We start from the raw sequence: 21,115 nt of genomic DNA on the forward strand, positions 1-21,115 counted from the left end.
CCGTTGTTCAGGCCACGAGCGCCAGGCCCGGGCGAGGCCACCGGGCAGCGAAGAGCTGGCCGTAGCCCGACAGCGTGATGAAGGCGGTCTGCCGGTCCTCACCACCGAAGCAGATGTTGGTGCAGTAGCCCTCGGGCGCCTCATGGAACTCGAGCAATTCACCCTGAGGCGAGAACACGCTGATCCCGCCGCGCACGAGCGTGGCCACGCAGATGTTGCCGCCTTCCTCGACCGCCAGCGAGTCGAAGCGCTGGAAGCCGGGCAGGCCATGCACCAGCCGCCCTCCATTGGGCGAGGGCCAGGGTTCATGGCCCAGCTCGCCGGGTCCGAGCACCGGATACGACCAAAGCCGGCTGGTCTCCGTTTCGGACACATACAGCGTGCGGCCGTCCGGTGACAGTCCGACACCGTTGGGCGTGAGCACCGGGTGCGCGACTCGACGGATGAAGCGGCCATCGGTGCGCGCGTAGTACACCGCACCGCGCATCATCCGGTCCTCGTGGGTCTTGCCGAAGTCGGTGAACCAGAATCCGCCCCGCGCATCGAAGACGATGTCATTGGGCCCGTGCAGCGGGATGCCGTCGCAGTGCGTGTACAGCATCTCCACGGCGCCCGTGGCAAGGTTCACGCGCTGGATCGCGCCACCCTCGTAGTCGGCCGCGGGCCCCGTGGGCCGCGTGAAGCCCGCGTCGGTGCGCCAGCTGAAGCCGCCGTTGTTGCAGACGTAGCAGTGGCCATCGGGCCCGAGCGCAGCGCCGTTGGGACCTCCTCCGAGCTCCGCCGCGACCTGCACTGCACCATCCGGCTGCACGCGCATCAGCCGCCCACCCTCGATCTCCACCACCAGCACGCTGCCGTCGGGCAGCGCGACCGGCCCTTCGGGGAATCGGAGCCCTTCGGCGATCACACGACCTTGCAGCTTCAATTGCTTCATCGCTCTTCCTTGATGGCTATGCATGCGCCGCCTGCGCCGTTTCTTCGCGCGCGCCCAGATAGGCGTCGATCGCGCGCTGGCGACCTTCACGGCTGCGCAGGGCCTGTTCGTCGAGTTCGCCCACGATGTGCCCATGGCGCATCACCCAGGCGCGCGTGGCCAGCTTGGCCGCCGCATGAAAGCTCTGCTCCACCAGCAGCGCGCTGAGCTTGTGTTCCCTCTGGATCGCAGCCAGGCGCTCATACACGCGCGCCACCAGCAGCGGCGCCAGGCCCAGCGAGGGCTCATCCAGCAGCAGCAGGCGCGGCGCCGACATCAGCCCGCGACCGATGGCCAGCATCTGCTGCTCGCCGCCGCTGAGCAGCCCCGCTGGCGCCTTCAGCCGATTGGCGATCTCGGGAAAAAAGTCGAGCACCATCTGCTGACGCTGCGCCCGCGTGCGGCCATCGACGAAGTACGAACCGAGCGTGAGGTTCTCCGCCACGCTCAGGTCGGTGACGATGGCGCGGCCCTCGGGCACGTAGACGATGCCGGCACGAAAGCGTTGCGCGGTATTGAACTGCGAAACGTCCCGACCATCGAAGATCACGCGGCCCCGTGCGGGCTCCAGCCCGGCGATGGCCTTGAGCGTGCTCGACTTGCCCGCGCCATTGGCGCCCAGCAACGCGGCCACCGAGCCGGCGCCCATCGCCAGCGAGATGCCGTGCACCACCGGACCCGCGCCATAACGCACGCTGAGATCCTCGATGCGCAGCAATTCGGCGCCGGCTTCACTCATCATCGTCTCCAAGGTAAACCTTGACCACCTCGCGATTGCCCCGGATCTGCCCGGGGCTGCCCGAGGCCAGAAGCCTACCCACATTGAGCACGTGGATGGTGTCGCACACCTCCATGATCAGGTCCATGTCGTGCTCGACCACCACCAGCACCAGATCGGGCGCGCGCAGCTTCTTGAGCGCGTCGGACAGGTCACGTGTTTCCACCGAGTTCAGGCCCGCAGCGGGTTCGTCCAGCAGCAGGACGCGCGGCTTGCCCGCGATGGCACGTGCGATCTCGGCCAGCCGCAGCACACCGGGTGGCAACTGCGAAGGCGACGCGTCGGCGACCTGCGCGATTCCCAGCCGCGCGAGTGCGGCCAGTGCCAACGCGCGATGGCGGGTGCGTTCGGCCTTGCCCCGGGCCAACGGCAGGAACGCATCGAGCCACCCGGCGCTGGATTGACGGTCCAGCCCGATCGAGACGTTCTCGATGACCGAGAGTTCGGGGCACAACGCCACATGCTGGAAGCTGCGCGAGAAGCCCAGTGCCGCGCGTCCTGTCGGCGGCACACCCTTGAGTCCCACCTCCCCGAGCCGGATGCTGCCCCCCTGCGGTGAATAGAGCCCCGTGAGACAGTTGAAGAAGCTGGTCTTGCCAGCCCCGTTGGGACCGATCAGGCCCGTGATCTGCCCGGGCATGAGCGCGAGGCTGATGTCCTGCAGCACATGGTTGCCGCCGAAGGAGAGCGACAGGCCCTCCACCCTCAATGGCACCGCCTCCATCACCGCGGCGTTCATTGCGTAACCTTCGTGCTCCGCACTGCGGTGCGAGCTTGCTTGGGGCGGCCCGGCGCGGCGCTCATGCATGGCCTCCTTCGAGGCGCTGGCGCAACGATGCGGGCAGTGCATTGACACCCAGCACCACCGCCAGCAGCGCGCCGCCGTACAGGATCGGGACCCAGTCGCCGGCACCTGCCAACAGCAGCGGCATCAGCGTGAGGAACAGGCCACCGATGAAACTGCCGATGAAGGTCAGCGAATACAGGCTCACCACCGAACCCACCAGCAGGAAGATCGACGTCCACAGCGTGAAGCTGTTCGGAGACACCGTCGAGGAGCTGAACGACAGCAATGCCCCGCCGACGGCCGCGATGGCCGCGCTCAGCGCCATGCAGGACAGTCGTGCCCAGCTGCGCCGCACGCCGAAGGACTCGGCCGCCGGTGCCGAGGTGCGGATGAGCAGCAGCGCCATGGCCTGGCGAGAGCGGCGGAAGTGCCGCAGCAGCATCACCACGGCCGCCAGGCCCGCCAGCGGCAGGTAGTAGCGCTGCAACTCGCGCGAGACGCCCGGCAGCGCATCGAGCTTGACGTACAGGCCCTCGTAGCCTCCGGTCGCACCGGAGAAGTACAGCAATACCTCGGGCAACGCGAGCGCCAGCGCCATCGTCGCGACCGCCAGGTAGATGCCCGACAGGTTGCGCGAGGGATAGGCGAACACAATGCCCAGAACGGCACCAGCCATGGCGGCCAGCGGCAGGCTCACCAGCAGCGAGAGTCCCAGGTACTTCTCCACCATCGCCACCACGTAGGCGCCCACGGCGGCAAACACCCCGTGGCCGATGGACACTTCCCCACCGTAGCGAACCACAAGGCTCACCGACAGGATCACGATCGCGTTGGCAAAGCACAGGCCCAGCGTGAACGTCCAGTAACCCGCGGCCACCAGCGGCAGCACCGCCAGTGCCAAGCCGATCGCGATGCCGGCCCAGGGGAGCCGGCGCGCCGAGGTCGTCGCCGGTGCCGTCGAGTCCACGGGTGCCGCAACCATCACGGCCGCCTCAGACACGGGCACCTCCCCGGACTGCCAGCACACCCTTGGGAAACAGGTTGAGCACCAGCAGCATGATCACCAGCATGTAGGTGTTGTTGAACTCCGCCGTCACGTAGAACGACAGCAGGTTCATCAGAACGCCCACGAAGATGCCCCCGACCACCGCGCCGGGCAGGCTCGTGAAGCCGCCCACCACGGCCGCGGCGAAGGCCTGCAGCATGAAGGACGCCACGCTCGTGGACGACAGGAACGTCGTGGGCACGATCAGCAAGGCGGCCACGAGCCCCAGCAGGCCTGCCACGACCCAGGAGAACAGATGGATCCTGCGCAAGCTCAGCCCGCAGACCCGGCTCGCGAACGGATTGGCCGAGACGGCACGGAACGCGATGCCCACGCGGGTCCGCTCGATCAACAGGTAGAGCACGCCAATCACGACCACCGTGACGCCCAGCACGGCGAGGTCATAGGACGAGATCCTCAAGGGCCCGAGCTGCGCGCGCCACGCGGGAAGCGGCAATTCGAGCGACACCACGTTGGAGCCGAAGATCAGCTGCGTGATCCCCTGGGTGATCAGACCGATGCCCAGCGTCGCGATGGTGCTGGTCAGGTCCGACTTGAACACAAGCGGCGCGAGCAGAAGGTACGTCATCGCCATCGCAGCCACCATGATCGCCAGCGCCAACATCACGGCTGCGCCCCAGGCCATGTTGCCCAGGAGGCCTGCCGTGAACCCGAACACGAGGAACGCCGCGAGTCCCGCGAGGTTGCCGTGCGCGAAATTCACCACCATCGAGCTCTTGTAGATCAGCACGATCCCGATCGCGCCCATCGCGTAAAGGCAGCCGCTGATCACACCCGCCCACACAAGACCCAGGACGTCAGCCATGGCTTCAGACCTTCCCGGCCGATGGCGCGAGGTTGCGATCGATCACCTCGATCACCGCGGGGAAATAGCGGCCGCTGAAGCCGTTGGCCGCCGTTGCTGCGTAATAACGCTCGGCGAGTTCGGTGACCTGGGCGGCGACGCCCGTCTGCCCCGCGAGTTCCAGCACGTAGGAGATGTCCTTGAGGACGTACTCGGGCGGAAACGACTTCTCGGGGAACTGGCGCGGCAGCATGGCCTTGCGACCATGGTTGCGCAGGACGAAGCTGTCGCCCGACCCCTTCGAGACCGCATCGAGCAGCGTCTCGGACTTCACGCCCGCACGCTCGCCCAGCACCATCATCTCCGCCAGCGCCACGGTGTTCTCGAACACCAGCGCGTTGTTGATCAGCTTGACCACCTGGCCGCAGCCCACGTCACCGCACAAGGTCACATCCGAGCCGATGTAGCGCAGCAACGGTTCGATCCGCTCGAAGAGCGGTGCCGCTGCGCCCACCATGATGCTCAGTTCGCCGCGCTGTGCCGCCTCGCGCGTGCGCGCCACCGGAGCGTCGGCAAACTGAACGTCGCGCTGTGCGAGCCGCTGCGCGACGCCGCGCGCCGTGGCCACCGTGGTGGTGCTCAGGTCGACAATCACCTGCGGGCGGCGCGCGCCTGCCGTGAGGCCTTCCTCGCCGAGGCATACGGCCTCCACCGCGGGGCCGCCCGGCAGTGACAGGAAGACGATGTCCGCCCGTGCCGCCAGTTCGGCCAGGCTCCCCACCCGGCGCGCCTTGGTGCCCTGCACCGCCTCGAATGCGGCATCGCTCGTGTCGAACGCCAGGACCTCACCCGCGTGCTTGAGTGCCATGTTGCGGCACATCGCGCCGCCCATCACCCCCAGACCCACGAAGCCGATTGCCGGTACGGTTTGCTCTGTCATGGCTTGTCCTTTGCGACTTCAGTCCATCCACATGCCGCCGCTGATGTCCAGCGACGTGCCGGTGATCCAGTTGGAGGCCGGCGAGCACAGGAACAGCGCAGCTTGCGCAATGTCCTCTGCATTGCCATAGCGGCCCAGCGGAACGGTTGCGTTGGCCGAAGGCGCCACGTTGCCGGTGACGTTCGCCCACATCGCGGTCTCCACCGGGCCCGGGGCCAGCGTGTTGGCGTACACGCCATGCGCAGCGCCTGCTTTGGCGATCCAGCGCATCATCCCGTGCACGGCTGCCTTGGATGCCACGTAGGCCGGGCCGGAGGCGACCCCACCGTTCTTTGCCGCAATCGAGCCCGCCGCGAGAATCTTGCCGTAGCCACGCTCGCACATGAGCGGGAACAGCTTGCGGGCCGGATTGACGACACCCCGCACGTTGACCTGCATGATGGCGTCCCACTCTTCATCGCTGCTGTCGCCCAGCGGGGTGCGAGCGATGATGCCGGCGCACAGCACCAGGATGTCGACCTTTCCGTGCTCGGCGATCACGGCATCGATCACCTGGTCCGTGGCGGTGCGCGACGTCACGTCATAGCGGCGGTACTGAATGCCCGATCCGAGGTCTTCCTTCTCGGCCCGATCGGTGGCGACCACGAGCGCCCCCGCGGCCTTGAAGGCACTGGCGATCGCGCGGCCCATGCCACCTGCTCCGCCCGTGATCAGTGCGACCTGGCCTTCCAGGCTTGCGGGACCGCTCAAATGCTGTGCCATATTGCTCTGTCTCCTGTGATGTCGTGCTTGAAATAGGTGGCGATTCAACGAAAGACTGCGGTCGCGGACATGGCCAATTCGCCATCGGGCCCACGCGCCCACAGGGCGAGTGTTCCGGCTCCAGACTGTCGCCCTTCGAGGCGGAAGGTCCTCGAGACGAACAGCGGGTTGACGCCGCGGAAGTCGAACCGTCCCAGCGATCTTCCGCCGCCCCTTGCCACCGCCAACTGCTGCAGCAACGTCGCGGTCAACGGGCCATGCACGACCAGGTCGGGATAGCCTTCTTCCTCGCGTGCATAGGTCTGGTCGTAGTGGATGCGATGGCCATTGAAGGTCAGCGCCGAATAGCGGAAGAGCAGTGTGGTGTCCGGGACGATCTCCTGCCCCCATTCGGCCTCGACCTCATAGCGCTCGGGCCTCGGTGCTACGCTGCCAGGCGGCGTCGCCTCGCGGTAGACGATGTCCTGCTCCTCGACCATGCAGGCCTGGCCCTCGCAGACCGTGGTGTGCTCGACGGTCACGAACCACAGCGAGCCGCGCTTGCCGACCTTGTTCTCGACCTTCTGGATACGGCTCTTCCTGGTTGCGAGCGCATCGATCGGAAGATCGGCCAGGTAGCGAATCCGGCTGCCCGCCCACATGCGACGTGGAAGTTCGATCGGCGGCAGGAATCCTCCGCGCCGCGGATGGCCATCGACACCCAACCCACGGCGCGGCGCCGCGGGATTGAAGAACATCCATTGCCAACCCGCAGGCAGTGTTTCGCCGGGACGCGGGGCGCGCTCGAGGTCAAGCGTCGCTGCCATCGCGTCGACTGCGCTGGCGAGAATGCGCTCGGTGCGCTCCTCTTCGCGGTCGATCCAATCCTCGTAGGAAACCGTCAATTGGCGCTCCTCAAGAGATCTTGGCGTCGAACACCGCGACCGGATACGGCCGGAAGTCGCGCACGAGCTTGAAGCTGCCGTCGGGCGCGGCTTCGATGATGGCCTCCTGGCGGGCCCCTCGATGGTCGCCGGGCTTGAAAGTGACCTTGCGCGCGCCGCCGACGGTCTGATCCGCCATCGTCTCCATCACGTCGACCAGATTCGCACGCGTGAGCGGCTTGCCGCTGGCAAGAAGTGCCTTGAACCCCTTGATGAACAGGGCCGCATTGCTCCAGCCGTTGAGGCCGAAGACGCCGACGGGATCGGACGGGTAGTACTTCGCCACGTTGTCCCGATAGGCCTTGATATCAGGGTCGTCGGCCGTTACGGGCATGAGCCACGACGAGAAGTACACACCGTCGAGCAGGTTGCCGGCGAGCTTGCGCGTGGTCGGGTCGGCCGTGAAGAACGGCGCCATCCATTTGCCCTGGTAACCGACACGGTCCGCAGCCTTCAGCGCCGCGGCAAGATTGGCGTTGGAGCCGAAGAGGACCACCACGTCGGCCTTGGAATTGGCGAGGCGCCGGATGTGCGGCGTGAAATCGGTATTGCGCACCTCGAAGGGGATCGACTCGGCGGCCTCCTTCTTCACGGTCTCGAGATGCAGATCGAAGCCGCGCTTGGCCGAGCGACCCAACTCGTCGTTTTCCCACAGCAGCGCCACGCGACTGGCCTTGAGGTCCGTGAGCGCATAGTCCACATTGGCCGCGGCCGACCAGCCATAGTCCGGCAGCAGGGGAAAGACCAGGCGCTCCGAGAACAGGGCCGTGGCGCCGCCGATGGGGCCGATCATCGGCAGGCCGACCTCCTTGGCATACGGAATCACCGCCACCGATTGGGCGGTTCCCACGGGCGCCGCCAGCGCGAAGATCTTGTTCTCCTCGACCAACCGCCTTGCGACGGCCACGCTGCGGGCGGGTTCGTAGCCATCGTCATAGGTCACAAAGTTGACCTTCCAGCCGTCCAGTGCGTTGGTCTCGTTCGCCCACTTGAAACACGCCTCCGCGGCGTGCGTGAGGATGGCGTAGAAGGGCACCGGTCCCGTGATCGGCGTGAAGGCGCCGACCGTCACTGTCTTGGTCGCGAGGTCGATGCCAGGGGAAGCTTGCTGAGCCTGGGCCCAGTGGGGCAGCGCCACCGAGGCCGCCATCGCACCCGTCGAGAGGAATGTCCTTCTGCGCATGAATGTCTCCTGTTCTGAAAGAAAGAGTCGACCTTGCGAAATCGCTCAAGAATGCATTCTATAAGTATCGAGTCATGCCATCTTCTTAGGGTTTTCCTTGGTAAAACTCGATAAATGCGCCGGCCTGTCGACATATAAAATGCATTCTTCAGGAGTCGACGCATGAAACAACCTCCCCTCGCCGGCAAGCGGGTCATCGAACTCGGCACCATGCTGGCCGCCCCCTTCGCCACCCACATCCTTTCCCAGTTGGGCGCCGAAGTGATCAAGGTGGAGCCGCCTGCGGGCGATCCCACGCGCGCCCTGGTGCGCGGCGGCCCCAGCGGCACCTTCATCGCCTACAGTCACGGCAAGAAGAGCGTCTGCATCGATCTGTCGAAGCCCGACGGCCAGTCGGCGCTCAAACAGCTGCTGGCAGGCGCCGACGCGCTGGTCCACAACCTGGCCCCGCGCGCCGCGCGCAAGCTCGGTGTCACCCGGCAAGCGTGTGCGGACATCAACCCGGCACTGATCTACTGTCACATCCGCGGCTACGCCAACGGGCCGCAGGGCGACGATCTGGCCTCCAATCCCGTCGCGGAGGCCGCCACCGGCGTGATGGATGCGAATCGGATCAACGGCCGGCCCAGCCGCCTCGGCCCTTCGTACCACGACCAGTTCGCCGGCGCCTATGCGGTGATCGGCATCCTGGCGTCGATGCTTGGGTCGGCCAAGGATGCGAGCGCGGGACATATCGAAGTGGGCCTCTACGAAACCGGCCTGCATGTCGCCTCCAGGGATCTGGTGGGCGTGCAGCTCAAGACCCAGTTGCTGGGGCGCCCTGAACGCGAGCCCCATGGCGAGTTCAGCATGCCGGGCTACGGCGCCTACTGCACGGCGGACGAACGCTGGATCTACCTGCTCATGCTCACAGACGGGCACTGGCTGAAGTTCTGCGAGGCCATGCAGCTCCCCCAGGCGGGCGACCCGTCGTTGGCCACGCTGCGCCTGCGGAAAAAGGCGCGCGAGCAGGTCGAAGAGATCGTCAAGAGGGCCATCTCAGCCCACCACTTCGACGACGTTGCAAAGCGACTCAAGGCAGCAGGCGTTGGTTGCACCGAAGTGCTGCCACTCGAGCGCGTCCTCGAAGCACCCCAGGCCCATGAACCTGGCACGCTGCGGTCGCTGCGCTTCCGTGGACTGGACTTCGAGGCACCCGAATTTCCCCGCCTGCATGCGGACGTCGCCGAGATCCCGACCCGGCCCCCTGCCGAACTGGGCGAGCACACGTCCGAGGTCTTGAAGGCCGCTGGCATCTCGGGCGCGCAGTACGACGCCTTGCTGGCCTCCGGCGCGGTGATGTCCGCAAGGCCGGGCTCATTCGGCTGGACCCCGGTGCGCGAGGCAGCCTGAGGCTCGGCCGAGATGTCGCGCTCGCGCAGGCTTCGAATCCTGGAGGCGTCATGAATGCCCCGGACACCGGGCGCAAGCTCGTCCACCACCGGCAGATCGACCTCCGGTTCTTCTCCCGCCCGGACGGGCTCTACGAGGTCGAGGGAGCGCTTCTCGACCGGAAGACGCATGCGTTTCGACGACAACTCGCCGACGAAGAGCTTCCCGCCGGCGAGCCCCTGCATGACATCGTCGTGAACCTGGTCGCCGATGAGCATCTCCGAATCCACCAGGCAACCGCCCGCATGCAGGCCACGCCATTCGATGTCTGCCGGCGCGCGGAGACCACCCTCCAGCCGCTGATCGGCCTGACCATGAGCGGCGGCTGGAACAGGCGCGTGCGCGAACTGCTGGGTCGCAAGGCCTCATGCACGCACATCGTGGAACTGCTCGGCCCGATGGCCACCGCAGCCTACCAGGGGCTGGCACCGCTTCGCCTGGCCCGCATCAACGATCCCGTCAACGAGACGCAACGTCAGGCCAAGGTCGACAGCTGCCTGGCCTATGCGGCCGAAGGTCCCGTGGTCGCCCTGCTCTGGCCGCATCTGCATCGACCCACCCAGCGACCGGGGGCATGACACTGCACCGGTCACCTGCCCGAAACAGGAGACACTCGTGGACAACATGAACGTGAAACGCAGGCAAGCACTGATCGCCGCGCTGGCAACGCTCGCTGCGACCAGCCTTCCCGCCCGAGCGGCATCATTTCCGGACCGATCGATCCGGTTGCTTGTCGGATTTCCGCCAGCTGGCGGCGCCGACCTGGTCGCTCGACTGGTCGGCCAGTACCTTGGCCAGGCACTGGGTGCCAATGTGGTGGTTGAAAACAAGGCCGGAGCGAACGGAACCATCGCAGCCGCCGAGGTGGCGCGATCGCAGCCAGACGGCCACACCCTGCTTCTAGGGGTGACGGCCAGCCAGTCGATCAGCCCGGTGCTGATGGCCAAGCCGCCGTACGACCCAATGCGCGATTTCACGCCGATCAGTATGGTCGGACTGACGCCGCTGGTTCTGGTCATCAACCCCAAGCTGCCCGCAAGAACGGTGCAGGAATTCATCGCGTACACCAAGGCCAGCAACGAGCCGATCCTGTTCGGCTCGGCCGGCATCGGCAACATCACCCACATGGCGGCTGAACTGTTTGTACAGACCACAGGGGCGAACCTGCGGCACATCCCCTACAAAGGAAGCAGTCAGGTCATCACGGATCTGATCGGCGGCCAGGTGCAGGCGTACTTCGACACCCTGCCCTCCTCGCTGCCATTCATCCAAAGTGGGCAACTGCGCGGCCTCGCCGTCACCGGCGCCAACCGCGCGAGCGTCGCACCCGATTTGCCGACGATGCGGGAAGCCGGCCTCGCCGACTACAGCCCGACCACATGGTTCGGCGTACTCGCGCCTGCCCGCCTGGACAGCACGATCACGAACCAGATCCATGCGGCATTGGTTCAGGGGCTTGGCAGCGAGGAGGCACGAAAGGCCATGACTTCTCGAGGGGTCGATCCGGTCGTCAACACGCCATCGGAATTCCGAGCCGAACTCGAAGCGGACTTGTCGCGCTGGCGCACGGTGACGCGCAAGGCCGGGATTGCCCTCGAATGAACGTGCTCACGGTGTCGACAAGCGCGAAGAAACGCAGGGATTGAGCTGACTGGTCAGCACTCGCCCTTCTTGGCGTGGCCCGGCGGGCAGTGGTAGCGATTGCCTTCGTGGTGATGATGGTCTCGGTCGTAGTGCTCGCGGGCCTCCCAATCGTGTCGGCTCCAATAGCGACGCCCATCGTAGTAGCGCTCGCCATACCAGCCGGGCACAACCACCACCTGAGCAGGCGGAGGCACGTACACCGGTCGCGGGGCAACGTACACGGGCGGCGGTGCGACGTAGACCGGCGCAGGCGTCCCCACATTGATGTCGATGTTGACCGCGTGTGCGACGCCGGTCAGGCCGAGCAAGGCGCATGCAACTGGTACGAAATAGGAATACTTTTTCATTGTTGTCCGTGATGAAGTGAGGGCCGCGATCTTCACCAACGCGTCGACGACCTCGCGGTTGACCGGTGCCAAAGGTCGCTGAGCGAATCGATCAATTGAATGCGACCTGGTTGCCAACAGCACACCGTTGGCAACCTTGATCTCCCGATACGTGATCCTCCGCAGTGCGTTTTGGTGGCGCCATTTTCGATTTGCAGTAGCGCGGACGCAATGTCGCGACCATGGATACAAGGTGCTGTTTCGCACGCACAAGCGAACTGACCCCGAACCTGAAAGGTGCCGGATGCGCCCGCCTCAACGCAGCGGCTGCGGCGCCCACCTTCAGCCGTTCCAGCCGAGATGCCCCAGGAAGTCGCGTCCGTTTCGCCGCGCGTGCGTTGAAGACCTGCTCGGGCGGCCCACTAACTCCGATGACGGCCACCCCAAGCGCATGTTTGAGAAAGCGCATGGGCGAGATCCAGCGCCGCGGCGGCGCACCTCGCGGAGTTCAGTCCGCGTCGACCGCCGCGAGCATCGTGCCGCGGCAGTTCGTAGCGCCGCAATGGCAGGGATAGTCCGAGGGCGGTGAGCCGTCGTCCGCTGTCAGGCAGTAGTCGATGAACAGTTCGTCTCCCGCCTCCACGGACATGATCGTCTGAAACTTCAGCAGCAACCGGCCTGCGTCGTCGTACTCTTCGATCGCTTCGCAATTCGGGTCACAGGAGTGATTCAGGTGGCGAGTGCCATTGCCGCCCTTGGCGCCGTCGATGGTCTCGTGATTCGACAATCCGAACAGGTAAGTCAACTGGTCGTCCCAGGCCCTGGCCGCAACTTCCTGTTGCGAGTAGCGCCGGCCTTCATACAGGCCCAGCAATGCGAAAGCGGGCATGGTCCGCGTCGCGAAGGCGCCGAGGCCGTGGACACCGCTGGGCGCCACGCGGATGCAGGGGGTCGAAGATGTGTGCTTGTGAAGCTTTGCCATGCGGGTGGAAATTGTAGGTGGCGCTCGCATTGCTCGACCAACGGACGCAGTGACCAAGCGACGACCACGGTTGCTCCTTGCGTTCGGCGAGCGGAGCGGGCGGGAGCAACGCCCGACATCACTCGCCGATCTCCGGATTCAAGGTCTGATGCGACGAGGTTCATTGACTGAGAAAGAACGGAGCGCTTTCTGCGTGAACGACAGCAATCGAAGTCTCGAGCTGACGTAACTGCCCATGAGCGCAAGCGAGTCGCCGACTTGGAAGCTCGTGCGACCACACTCGCGTCGGGTGACCGGACGACGCACATGCCGCGCCGACCCCTTTGCGCGCCGAAACGATGACTGGCGAACAGCGCGGACTACTGAAGGTGAGCAGCCTTACTGCGGCTGCAAGTTGATGCTCTTGGCGATGACTCGGAATTTGGCGGTCTCGCTGACCAGCAATTCGTCGGCCTCCGCCTGCGCATTGATGGGCGCGATCTCCGAGCCGGTGGCAGCGAGTTGTTTGCGCGCTTCGGGGTCGCGCATCGCTTCGGCGATGGCCTTGTGGATCGCCTTCACCACATCGTCGGGCGTTCCCTTCTTCACCATGAGGCCAGCCCACGTGCGGTGGCTGAAGGTCGGCAGTTGTTTGCCTTCGCCGAAAGCCGACACATCTTTGTCGAGCGGGCTGCGTGTTTCGCTGACCCAGCCGATCATCTTCATGCGCCCGGTGTCCGCCAAGCCGCGGAAGCTCGTTGCATACGGCAGGATAGCGAAGTCCACATTGTTGCCACCCATGTCCTGGATCAACGGCGCCATGCCCTTGTACGGCACATGCGTCACGGTCATCCCCGTCTGCGCCGCCATGGCTTCGGTGAGCATGTGATACATCGAGCCGATGCCGACGCTGCCGTAGTTGAGCGGCGCGGCGCCGGGCTTCCTGCCCAACGCGACCAGTTCGTCGATCGTGTTGGCGGGGAGATCCTTTCGTGCCACAACCATCAGAGGGTTGATGGTGAGCTGCGTGACGAGCCGGAAGTCCTCGGCGCGAAGCTTGACCGCGGAATTGGCCAGCGGAGCGAGGATGACCTCGGTGGGCGAGCCAAGGAACAGCATGTAGCCATCGGCCGGCGCGCTCAGCACCTTTTGCGCAGCCAGCGCGCCGCTGACGCCACCCAGGTTGTCGACGATTACCTGCTGGCCCAGGGCCTTTGTCAGCGGCGCAGCGAGCGAGCGCGCAATCGAGTCCGACAGTCCGCCCGCCGGGTACGGGACCAGGAGCGTCACCGTCTTCGACGGATACGGGTCGGCCGCAGACGCAGTGCCCGCACCCAGGGCGAGGCAGAGAGGCAAAAGGGAAAGGGCGAGCCGGCGAGTGGTCTTCATGGGGTTGTACTCATAGGTCACGGGTGAAAAAAGCCTTCGTCAGGGCCACCCAGAACGTGGCGCCGGTGGCAAGGCAACGGTCATTGAAATCGAAGTGCGGGTTGTGCACGCTGCAGGGCCCGCAGGCTGTGCCCTCTGCATGACCGTTGTCGCCGTTGCCGATCATCAGGTAGCAGCCTGGGCGCTTCTGCAGCATGTAGGCGAAGTCCTCGCTCGCGCACAAGGGCGTGGCGTCGCCAGTGACTTGCGCGTTGCCGAACAGATCGCGCGCCACGTCGGCCGCGAAAAGCGTTTCCCGCTCGCTGTTCACAAGCACGGGGTATCCGCGCTCGTAATCGATTTTGCACTCGCAGTCGAAGCTGGTGGCCTGGCCATGCGCAATCTCGCCGATGCGTCGCTCCAGCATGTCGCGCACGTCGGGCCGCAGCGCGCGCACGCTGAGCTCAAGCTCCGATGTTTCGGGAATGACGTTGTAGGTCTGTCCCGCCTGGAGGCGCCCCACGGTGACCACTGCGGCATCCTGCGGGTCGACATTGCGCCCGACGATGCTTTGCAGCGCCAGCACCGTGGCAGCGGCAGGGAGTGATGGATCGATCGCGCGATGCGGCATGGCACCATGGCCGCCACGACCCCGAAAGCGGATGCGTGCCTTGTCAGATGAGGCCAAGAAGGGCCCGGGCCGAAAGAAGAGTTGCCGTGCAGGCTGGTCTGGGTGGTTGTGCATCGCAAACACCGCGTCGCAAGGAAAGCGCTCGAACAGGCCTTCCTCAAGCATGCGCCTGGCACCACCATCGCCGCCGAGTTCCTCGGCCGGCTGGAAGATGAGGTGCAAGGTACCGCCCCATGCTGCACCTTCGCGGCGCATACGCGCCAGCGCCTGTGCCGCGCCGAGCAACATCGCGGTGTGGCCGTCGTGGCCGCATGCGTGCATCTTTCCCGGCAACTCGCTGGCCCAGGGCAAGCCGGTGTTCTCGTGGATGGGCAGAGCGTCCATTTCGGCGCGCAGGCCCAGCCTGCGTTCGCCCGGGCCGAAAGAGAGCTTCCCCACCAGCCCGGTGCCGGCAACGCCGGTTGTCACCTCATAGCCCCAATCGCGCAGGCATTGCGCCACCAGCGCGCCGGTGCGCAGCTCCTCGAAGCCCAGTTCAGGATGGCGATGCATGGCGCGACGCCATTCGGTCATCGCGTTCACCTCATCGTCATTCAGCAGGATGGCGCTTGTCATGGCAACGCATCGTAGGAACGCGGATGGCCAACGTCCAATGCATAGATTTTTCTCTTATGATGCGTTTTAGTCAGACATCGCCGACGACCCGGATGACCCTCGTACAACTGAAACATTTCATAGCCCTCGCCGAATCCGGCTCGTTCAGCAAGGCCGGCGAATTGCTGCATCTGACGCAGCCGGCACTGAGCCGCAGCATCCGCGCGCTGGAAGACGAACTCGAACTTCCACTGTTCGACCGAGTGGGCCGCCGCAGCGAACTCACCCCGTTCGGTCGCGAGGTGTTGGCGCGCGCACAGGATCTGGTGCTGGAGGCCGGCGACCTGCGCGAAAGCGGCCGCCTGATGAGCGCCGGCCAGGCTGGCACGATACGCGTCGGAATGGCGTCCGGCCCGGGCGCCATCCTGATGACGCCGCTGTTGATGCACATCGCCACACACTATCCGAAGCTGCGTGTGAAAGTGGCGCGCGGCGGCACTGAGTTGCTGCTGCAGGCGCTGCGCGAGCGCACGCTGGATGCCGTGGTGCTCGAAGCCCGTTCACTGCGTCCGGCGACAGATCTGCAGACCACCCTTCTGCGCGACATGCGCGGCGCCTTCATGTGCCGCAAGGGACACCCGCTGGCGCGCAAACTCGGCGGCGTCGACTTCGAGACGTTGAGCCGCTACCCGATCGCGTCCACCCCGTTGGGCGACGAGATCTCGCGCGAGTTGATGGAACGCTATGGGCCCGACGCGCACCCCTCGAAATGCGTCTCGCTGGAGTGCGAGGAGTTGCCCAGCCTGGTCGACGTCGTGCGCCGCAGCGATGCCGTGCTGCTGGCGATCCGCGCCTCGGCACCCGACCTGGTCGAAGTCAAGATGCAGCCCCCGCTCGACGCCGCCGCGCGCTTTGGCCTGATCACCTTGCGCCGGCGGTCGGAACCACCCGCGCTGCCCATCTTGCGGCAGTTGATGGACGAATTGATGCGCGATTGAGGCATAGCCGCACGAGCCGATAAGTCTGCAAAAAACTCATGCTAATCAAAGAAATTATGCATTAGACGTTGCGCACTGCGCTCCCTAGAGTCCGCAGCGATGGTTGCCCAAGGATTGCAAATCGACCTTGGCGACCTTCGCTTCAACCAACAACTAGAGGAGTTAGTTCGCATGCTCATGCCGAGAAGAAATGCCCTGGCCATCTGCATCGCCGCGTCGATCGCAGCGCTCGTCACCATCCCGGGTTGCGGGGGTGGAAGCGACGGCTCCGCGACGCTGCCGGTGGACGCCGCGGATGCGGTCTACACCAACGCCAACGTGGTGACGGTCGACGACAAGAACTCTGTCACCGAGGCCTTTGCGGTGAAGGACGGGCGTTTCGTGGCAGTCGGCGCAAACACCGAGATCCTCAGCCGCGTCGGACCGGCAACCAAGGTCGTCAACCTGGGTGGCCGAACTGTGCTGCCTGGCCTCGTCGACGGCCATATCCATGACGCTGGCGGCGGTCCCAACATCGACCTGTCGAAGACGCGTTCGATTGCAGAGTTGCTCGACGCCATCCGCAGCGCAGTGGCCGCGGCCCCGGCGGGGAAACTGCTGGAAACCAACCCCGACTGGTACCACGCGCAACTCGACGAGCGCCGCATGCCAACCTTGGCAGAACTCGACAGCGTGGCACCCAACAATCCGCTGGTGGTGCATCGCGGCGGCCTCACGTCGATTCTGAACTCTGTCGCGCTGGCGAAGTTCAACATCACCGCGTCGACGCCCCAGCCGACCGGCGGGATCATCGACAAGGACATCAACGGCAACCTCACCGGCGTGCTGATCAATGCCGCGCAGAACTTGGTGACGCTGCCGCCGGCACCGGCGTTCGATGCCGCCGCACTGCAGATATGGCAGGCCAAGCTCAATGCGCTGGGCGTGACCAGCGTGCGTGTTCCGGGTTCCTTTACGGGCTCCGACGTTCCGACCGTGCACGGCCTGATCCGGCAACTGCAAAGAGATGGCAAGTTGAACCTGCGCTTCCAGTTGCTGCTCGACTCGCGCGTCGACACCGCTGCAAAGGCGCAGGCCATTCGCACCGCGGCCAACCTGCCGCCGGGTTCAGGCGACGATTGGGCCCGAATTTGGGGCGTCAAGACTTACATCGACGGCGGCTTCGAAGGCGGCTTCATGACGCAGCCCTATGCAGAGCCGTATGGCAAGGGCGGCACCTACTCCGGACTGCCGCTCGTCACTGCGCAGGAGCACAAGGATGTGGTGAGCGAATGGGCGGCGAACAACTACCGCGTTGCAGTTCATGTCGTGGGGGACGCGGCGCTGGATCTAGTGCTGGGTGTGTGGGAACAACTCGACCGGGCCAAGCCGGGTGCAGTGAAAGACTGGACCATCGAGCACGCCTTCGTTGTGCGGCCCGACCAGTACGCCCGCATGCGCGCGCTCGGGGTGAAGCTGTCGGTGCAGACGCACCTGTACTACGCAGCGCCGGTGATTGCCCAGCAGTGGGGCCGCTCGCGGGCTGAGCAGGTCACGCCGGTCAAGACCTTCATGGACGAGGGCTTCACGCTCACCGGCGGATCCGACTCGCCGCTGGTGTTGAATCCCTTCGTCTCGATGTACCACTTCATCACGCGTGACACCATCAACGACGGCGTTTACGGCGCCAATCAGCGCGTCGACCGCGTCGCAGTCCTGCGCATGTTCACCATCAACTTCGCGAAGCTGAACAACGAAGCCGCCAGCAAGGGCTCCATCGAAGCCGGCAAGCTGGCCGACTTCGTTGCGCTCAAGAGCGACTTCATGACGGTGCCCGAGGCCGAGATCAAGAATGTCCGCGTCGCGGCCACCTATGTTGACGGACGCGAAGTCTACAAGGCCGCTGACGTGCAGTTCGGCTCGACGCCATGACCTTCAGGCGGCCGTTGCTCGCGCTGGCTTGCGTGGCCGTCTCCCTCGCCGCCCTGGCGGCGTGGGACCCGGGGGACAAGGCCTGTGCCATGGAAGCGAAGTCGATCAAGATCGACTTCGAGACCCGGACTCTGGGTCTGTTGCTGGGCGAGGAGCGCACGGTGCATTCCACGGTGACACCGGAACGCTGCCGTGACGCGATCCGGCTGTCGGTGCGAAGCGGGGCACTGCCTCCTGGTATGCAGCTCGGTCCGGGCGGGCACGTGTCGGGCACGCCGACCGCCGAAGGGACCTACCGCTTCGAATTGGCCATCGACGGCGTGGGGGGTCAGCCGATTCCCGCAGGCATACGAGTCCCAGTCAGCGGCGATGTGACGCTCATCGTCGCTCGCTTCCTTCCTGACGAAGAATGAGTGGCGGAAAGAACATCCGGGCCATGCAGGCACACTGCGCCCCGTTCAGCTCACCCTTTCGATGTCCGGCAGTCTCCAACTCTTGTTCGTGCGCCGAGAATGCTCCATCCGGGCGCGCACGTAGTGCCACGTACGTGAGCGCCTGCGGTGGCTTGCAAGGACGATCACGAAGCGACATGGGAGGCAGCGGCGACGGAACGCTCAGCGACTTCGACGACTGCGCGCGAAACAGCGATTTCATCTTCAGCTCTAGGCAGTCGGCAGGATGTGCGCCTTGAAGGTCTCGCGCAGACGGTTCTTGAGCATCTTCCCGGTCGCGCCGAGCGGGATCGCGTCGACGAAGACGACGTCGTCCGGCGTCCACCACTTGGCGATCTTTCCTTCATAGAAGGCCAGCAGCTCTTCGCGGCTGAGCGGCTGGTTCGGCTTCTTCACAACCACCAGCAGCGGTCGCTCGTCCCATTTGGGGTGATGCGCCGCGATGCAGGCCGCCATCGCCACTTGCGGGTGCGCCATCGCGATGTTTTCGAGGTCGATGGACCCGATCCACTCGCCCCCGGACTTGATGACGTCCTTGCTGCGGTCGGTGATCTGCATGAAGCCGTCGGCATCGATGGTGGCGACGTCGCCCGTCGGGAACCAGCCCTGGCCGTCCGAATGCACCAGCGGCGAGTCGCCCTCGCCCCTGAAATACTGCGAGACGATCCACGGCCCGCGCACCAGCAGGTCGCCGCTGGCCTTGCCGTCCCACGGCAGCTCGCCGCCGTCTTCGCCGACGATCTTCATGTCGACGCCGAAGAGCGCGTGCCCCTGCTTGGCCTGCACGGCGTAGCGCTCCTCCTGGGAAAGCCACTGGTGCCGGGGCTTGAAGCTGCACACCGTTCCGAGTGGGCTCATTTCGGTCATGCCCCATGCGTGCAGCACTTCCACCCCATAGATCTCCTGGAACGTGCGGATCATCGCGGGCGGACAGGCCGAGCCGCCGATGATCGTGCGGCGCATCGTGCGAAATGCGAGGTCGTGCGCCTCGACGTGCGCCAGCAGGCCCTGCCACACGGTCGGCACGCCCGCGGACAGCGTGACGCCCTCGACCTCGAACAGTTCGTGCAGCGACTTGCCGTCCAGACCCGGTCCGGGGAACACCAGCTTGGCGCCGACCATGCAGGCGACGTAGGGCAGGCCCCATGCATTGACGTGGAACATCGGCACCACCGGCAGGATCACATCGCTCGACGAGCAGTTCAGCGCATCAGGCAAGGCAGCGGCAAAGGTGTGCAGCATCGTCGAGCGATGGCTGTAGAGCACGCCCTTGGGGTTGCCCGTGGTGCCCGAGGTGTAGCACAGCGACGAGGCTGTGTTCTCGTCGAGATCGGGCCATTCGAAGTGCTCGCTGCCCTGTTCCACCAAGTCCTCGTAGCACAACAGGCCCGGCACGGTGCTCTGGGCCGGCATGTGCGCGCGATCGGTCAAGGCGACGAAGTGGCGGAGCGTCTTCACGCGAGAGGCGATGGCCTCGACGAGCGGCAGGAACGTGAGGTCGAAGAACAGCACCTGGTCTTCGGCATGGTCCGCGATCCACACCACCTGGTCCGCGTGCAGGCGCGGGTTCAGCGTGTGCAGCACGGCACCTGACCCCGAGACCGCGTAGTACAGCTCCATGTGGCGATGGCCATTCCACGCGAGCGTCGCCACGCGCTGGGACTGCGTCACACCGAGCGACGCGAGTGCATTGGCCATGCGCCGCGAGCGTGCCGCCAGTTCGCGGAAGGTGTAGCGATGGATGTCGCCCTCGACGCGGCGCGACACGATTTCCTGTTCGCCATGGTGACGCTCGGCGTGCACCAGCAGCGACGAGATCAGCAGCGACTGCTGCATCATGAGTCCGTTCATTGTTCTTCTTTCCTTGTCAAGCCGGCACTGCGGCAAATGCCAGGCCCGGTTGCTTGAAATGCCTGTCGTTCAACAGGAAGTGCGACAGCGCGGGGATGAGCACGAGCGCCCCCACCATGTTCCAGACGAACATGAAGGTCAGAAGGATGCCCATGTCGGCCTGGAACTTGATGGGCGAGAAGGCCCAGGTGATGACCCCGGCGGCGAGGGTGACGCCGACGAGTGCGACGACACGGCCTGTGAACATCACCGCATCGCCGTAGGCGCGGGCCAAGGTCAGGCCCCGGCGCTGGCCTGCGAGTTGCACCGACAGCAGGTACAACGCGTAGTCCACGCCGATGCCCACGCCCAGCGCAATCACCGGCAGCGTTGCGACCTTCACGCCGATGCCCAGCCACACCATCAGCGCCTCGCACAGGATGGAGGTGACCACCAGCGGGATCACCGCCACCAGCACCGCACGCCAGGATCGGAAGGTCAGGAAGCACAGCGCGATCACGGCGGCGTAGACATAGAGCAGCATGGTCCTGTTGGCCTGATGCACCACGATGTTGGTCGCAGCCTCGATGCCCGCCGACCCCGCGGCCGGCAGGATCTGCACCAGCGCCGGATCGGTCGGATGGTCCTTCACGAAGTTCTCGACCACGGCAAGCACCTTCTGCAGCGTCTCGGCCTTGTGGTCCGAGAGGTAGGCCACCAGCGGCATCACCGAGCACTCGGTGTTGAAGAGCTCCGGGTTGTTCACCGTGGCC

The 21,115-nt window shown here is 65.4% G+C and carries 21 protein-coding genes; 6 read left to right on the plus strand and 15 right to left on the minus strand.

The window, feature by feature from the left end; genetic code table 11:
* Positions 1-7: 7 nt before the first annotated feature.
* From AC1DHL_RS04540 to AC1DHL_RS04580, 9 genes are all read right to left on the minus strand, one after another.
* Positions 8-934: an SMP-30/gluconolactonase/LRE family protein gene (locus tag AC1DHL_RS04540; protein ID WP_478105592.1), complete on the minus strand. Its 927-nt coding sequence runs from the start codon at positions 932-934 to the stop codon at positions 8-10.
* Between the two features lie 16 nt (positions 935-950).
* Positions 951-1,712 carry an ABC transporter ATP-binding protein gene (locus tag AC1DHL_RS04545; protein ID WP_478160922.1) on the minus strand — a complete coding sequence of 254 codons (762 nt, stop codon included), beginning with the start codon at positions 1,710-1,712 and terminating at the stop codon, positions 951-953.
* Positions 1,705-2,490, minus strand: coding sequence for an ABC transporter ATP-binding protein (locus AC1DHL_RS04550; protein WP_478160924.1), 786 nt, complete (start codon positions 2,488-2,490; stop codon positions 1,705-1,707). The genes AC1DHL_RS04545 and AC1DHL_RS04550 overlap by 8 nt, the downstream gene beginning before the upstream one ends.
* Positions 2,491-2,551: 61 nt before the next feature.
* Positions 2,552-3,538 (minus strand): branched-chain amino acid ABC transporter permease, encoded by a 987-nt coding sequence (locus tag AC1DHL_RS04555; RefSeq protein ID WP_478105598.1) that lies wholly within the window; start codon positions 3,536-3,538, stop codon positions 2,552-2,554.
* Positions 3,531-4,409 (minus strand): branched-chain amino acid ABC transporter permease, encoded by an 879-nt coding sequence (locus AC1DHL_RS04560; RefSeq protein ID WP_478105600.1) that lies wholly within the window; start codon positions 4,407-4,409, stop codon positions 3,531-3,533. The genes AC1DHL_RS04555 and AC1DHL_RS04560 overlap by 8 nt, the downstream gene beginning before the upstream one ends.
* A 4-nt stretch (positions 4,410-4,413) precedes the next feature.
* The gene (locus tag AC1DHL_RS04565) at positions 4,414-5,328 is read right to left on the minus strand and encodes an NAD(P)-dependent oxidoreductase (protein ID WP_478160926.1); all 915 of its coding nucleotides are present in this window, start codon (positions 5,326-5,328) and stop codon (positions 4,414-4,416) included.
* An 18-nt stretch (positions 5,329-5,346) separates the two neighbouring features.
* Positions 5,347-6,090 (minus strand): SDR family NAD(P)-dependent oxidoreductase, encoded by a 744-nt coding sequence (locus AC1DHL_RS04570; RefSeq protein WP_478105604.1) that lies wholly within the window; start codon positions 6,088-6,090, stop codon positions 5,347-5,349.
* Between the two features lie 44 nt (positions 6,091-6,134).
* Positions 6,135-6,974, minus strand: coding sequence for an HTD2 family dehydratase (locus AC1DHL_RS04575; protein WP_478160928.1), 840 nt, complete (start codon positions 6,972-6,974; stop codon positions 6,135-6,137).
* Positions 6,975-6,984: 10 nt separating this feature from the next.
* Positions 6,985-8,196 carry an ABC transporter substrate-binding protein gene (locus tag AC1DHL_RS04580; protein ID WP_478105608.1) on the minus strand — a complete coding sequence of 404 codons (1,212 nt, stop codon included), beginning with the start codon at positions 8,194-8,196 and terminating at the stop codon, positions 6,985-6,987.
* 162 nt (positions 8,197-8,358) lie between these two features.
* On the opposite strand from AC1DHL_RS04580, the gene AC1DHL_RS04585 reads away from it, so the two are divergent.
* The 3 genes from AC1DHL_RS04585 to AC1DHL_RS04595 are packed head-to-tail and all read left to right on the plus strand — an operon-like array spanning position 8,359 to position 11,229.
* Positions 8,359-9,588, plus strand: a complete 1,230-nt coding sequence (locus tag AC1DHL_RS04585) for a CaiB/BaiF CoA transferase family protein (RefSeq protein ID WP_478105610.1) — start codon at positions 8,359-8,361, stop codon at positions 9,586-9,588.
* Between the two features lie 50 nt (positions 9,589-9,638).
* Entirely contained in the window at positions 9,639-10,205 is a 567-nt protein-coding gene (locus AC1DHL_RS04590; RefSeq protein WP_478160930.1) for a DUF2889 domain-containing protein, read from the plus strand.
* A gap of 46 nt (positions 10,206-10,251) precedes the next feature.
* On the plus strand, positions 10,252-11,229 hold the full coding sequence (locus AC1DHL_RS04595) for a Bug family tripartite tricarboxylate transporter substrate binding protein (protein WP_478160957.1): 978 nt from the start codon (positions 10,252-10,254) through the stop codon (positions 11,227-11,229).
* Between the two features lie 53 nt (positions 11,230-11,282).
* Here AC1DHL_RS04595 and AC1DHL_RS04600 read toward each other — a convergent pair whose 3' ends face one another.
* The 4 genes from AC1DHL_RS04600 to AC1DHL_RS04615 all read right to left on the minus strand — a co-directional run bounded on the left by AC1DHL_RS04600 (position 11,283) and on the right by AC1DHL_RS04615 (position 15,172).
* On the minus strand, positions 11,283-11,618 hold the full coding sequence (locus AC1DHL_RS04600; RefSeq protein ID WP_478105614.1) for a hypothetical protein: 336 nt from the start codon (positions 11,616-11,618) through the stop codon (positions 11,283-11,285).
* Between the two features lie 487 nt (positions 11,619-12,105).
* Positions 12,106-12,579: an SET domain-containing protein gene (locus AC1DHL_RS04605; protein WP_478105616.1), complete on the minus strand. Its 474-nt coding sequence runs from the start codon at positions 12,577-12,579 to the stop codon at positions 12,106-12,108.
* A 378-nt stretch (positions 12,580-12,957) separates the two neighbouring features.
* Positions 12,958-13,947, minus strand: a complete 990-nt coding sequence (locus AC1DHL_RS04610) for a Bug family tripartite tricarboxylate transporter substrate binding protein (RefSeq protein WP_478160932.1) — start codon at positions 13,945-13,947, stop codon at positions 12,958-12,960.
* A 10-nt stretch (positions 13,948-13,957) separates the two neighbouring features.
* Positions 13,958-15,172, minus strand: coding sequence for a M20 aminoacylase family protein (locus AC1DHL_RS04615; protein WP_478160934.1), 1,215 nt, complete (start codon positions 15,170-15,172; stop codon positions 13,958-13,960).
* A 92-nt stretch (positions 15,173-15,264) separates the two neighbouring features.
* Here AC1DHL_RS04615 and AC1DHL_RS04620 point away from each other — a divergent pair, with 92 nt between their 5' ends.
* The 3 genes from AC1DHL_RS04620 (at position 15,265) to AC1DHL_RS04630 (ending at position 18,473) form a co-directional block, all read left to right on the plus strand.
* The gene (locus tag AC1DHL_RS04620; protein WP_478160936.1) at positions 15,265-16,149 is read left to right on the plus strand and encodes a LysR family transcriptional regulator; all 885 of its coding nucleotides are present in this window, start codon (positions 15,265-15,267) and stop codon (positions 16,147-16,149) included.
* A gap of 177 nt (positions 16,150-16,326) precedes the next feature.
* Positions 16,327-18,060 (plus strand): amidohydrolase, encoded by a 1,734-nt coding sequence (locus AC1DHL_RS04625; RefSeq protein WP_478160938.1) that lies wholly within the window; start codon positions 16,327-16,329, stop codon positions 18,058-18,060.
* Positions 18,057-18,473 carry a putative Ig domain-containing protein gene (locus AC1DHL_RS04630; RefSeq protein ID WP_478160940.1) on the plus strand — a complete coding sequence of 139 codons (417 nt, stop codon included), beginning with the start codon at positions 18,057-18,059 and terminating at the stop codon, positions 18,471-18,473. The genes AC1DHL_RS04625 and AC1DHL_RS04630 overlap by 4 nt, the downstream gene beginning before the upstream one ends.
* Positions 18,474-18,722: 249 nt before the next feature.
* Here the strand turns inward: AC1DHL_RS04630 and AC1DHL_RS04635 are convergent, their stop codons facing one another.
* Both AC1DHL_RS04635 and AC1DHL_RS04640 read right to left on the minus strand, forming a co-directional pair.
* Positions 18,723-20,363 carry a 3-(methylthio)propionyl-CoA ligase gene (locus tag AC1DHL_RS04635; RefSeq protein ID WP_478160942.1) on the minus strand — a complete coding sequence of 547 codons (1,641 nt, stop codon included), beginning with the start codon at positions 20,361-20,363 and terminating at the stop codon, positions 18,723-18,725.
* A 16-nt stretch (positions 20,364-20,379) separates the two neighbouring features.
* Positions 20,380-21,115, minus strand: a 736-nt coding sequence (locus AC1DHL_RS04640) for an MMPL family transporter (protein ID WP_478160944.1), incomplete at its 5' end; no start/stop codon positions are given.

It is taken from the genome of Variovorax sp. 10L426, from assembly GCF_056395305.1.

Coding starts and splice junctions, on each gene's coding strand:
- AC1DHL_RS04605 (WP_478105616.1), bottom strand. CDS start 12,579: ATGGCAAAGCTTCACAAGCACACATCTTCGACCCCCTGCATCCGCGTG.
- AC1DHL_RS04620 (WP_478160936.1), top strand. CDS start 15,265: ATGACCCTCGTACAACTGAAACATTTCATAGCCCTCGCCGAATCCGGC.
- AC1DHL_RS04580 (WP_478105608.1), bottom strand. CDS start 8,196: ATGCGCAGAAGGACATTCCTCTCGACGGGTGCGATGGCGGCCTCGGTG.
- AC1DHL_RS04545 (WP_478160922.1), bottom strand. CDS start 1,712: ATGAGTGAAGCCGGCGCCGAATTGCTGCGCATCGAGGATCTCAGCGTG.
- AC1DHL_RS04635 (WP_478160942.1), bottom strand. CDS start 20,363: ATGAACGGACTCATGATGCAGCAGTCGCTGCTGATCTCGTCGCTGCTG.
- AC1DHL_RS04570 (WP_478105604.1), bottom strand. CDS start 6,090: ATGGCACAGCATTTGAGCGGTCCCGCAAGCCTGGAAGGCCAGGTCGCA.
- AC1DHL_RS04560 (WP_478105600.1), bottom strand. CDS start 4,409: ATGGCTGACGTCCTGGGTCTTGTGTGGGCGGGTGTGATCAGCGGCTGC.
- AC1DHL_RS04585 (WP_478105610.1), top strand. CDS start 8,359: ATGAAACAACCTCCCCTCGCCGGCAAGCGGGTCATCGAACTCGGCACC.
- AC1DHL_RS04565 (WP_478160926.1), bottom strand. CDS start 5,328: ATGACAGAGCAAACCGTACCGGCAATCGGCTTCGTGGGTCTGGGGGTG.
- AC1DHL_RS04630 (WP_478160940.1), top strand. CDS start 18,057: ATGACCTTCAGGCGGCCGTTGCTCGCGCTGGCTTGCGTGGCCGTCTCC.
- AC1DHL_RS04625 (WP_478160938.1), top strand. CDS start 16,327: ATGCCGAGAAGAAATGCCCTGGCCATCTGCATCGCCGCGTCGATCGCA.
- AC1DHL_RS04540 (WP_478105592.1), bottom strand. CDS start 934: ATGAAGCAATTGAAGCTGCAAGGTCGTGTGATCGCCGAAGGGCTCCGA.
- AC1DHL_RS04615 (WP_478160934.1), bottom strand. CDS start 15,172: ATGACAAGCGCCATCCTGCTGAATGACGATGAGGTGAACGCGATGACC.
- AC1DHL_RS04595 (WP_478160957.1), top strand. CDS start 10,252: ATGAACGTGAAACGCAGGCAAGCACTGATCGCCGCGCTGGCAACGCTC.
- AC1DHL_RS04590 (WP_478160930.1), top strand. CDS start 9,639: ATGAATGCCCCGGACACCGGGCGCAAGCTCGTCCACCACCGGCAGATC.
- AC1DHL_RS04550 (WP_478160924.1), bottom strand. CDS start 2,490: ATGAACGCCGCGGTGATGGAGGCGGTGCCATTGAGGGTGGAGGGCCTG.
- AC1DHL_RS04600 (WP_478105614.1), bottom strand. CDS start 11,618: ATGAAAAAGTATTCCTATTTCGTACCAGTTGCATGCGCCTTGCTCGGC.
- AC1DHL_RS04610 (WP_478160932.1), bottom strand. CDS start 13,947: ATGAAGACCACTCGCCGGCTCGCCCTTTCCCTTTTGCCTCTCTGCCTC.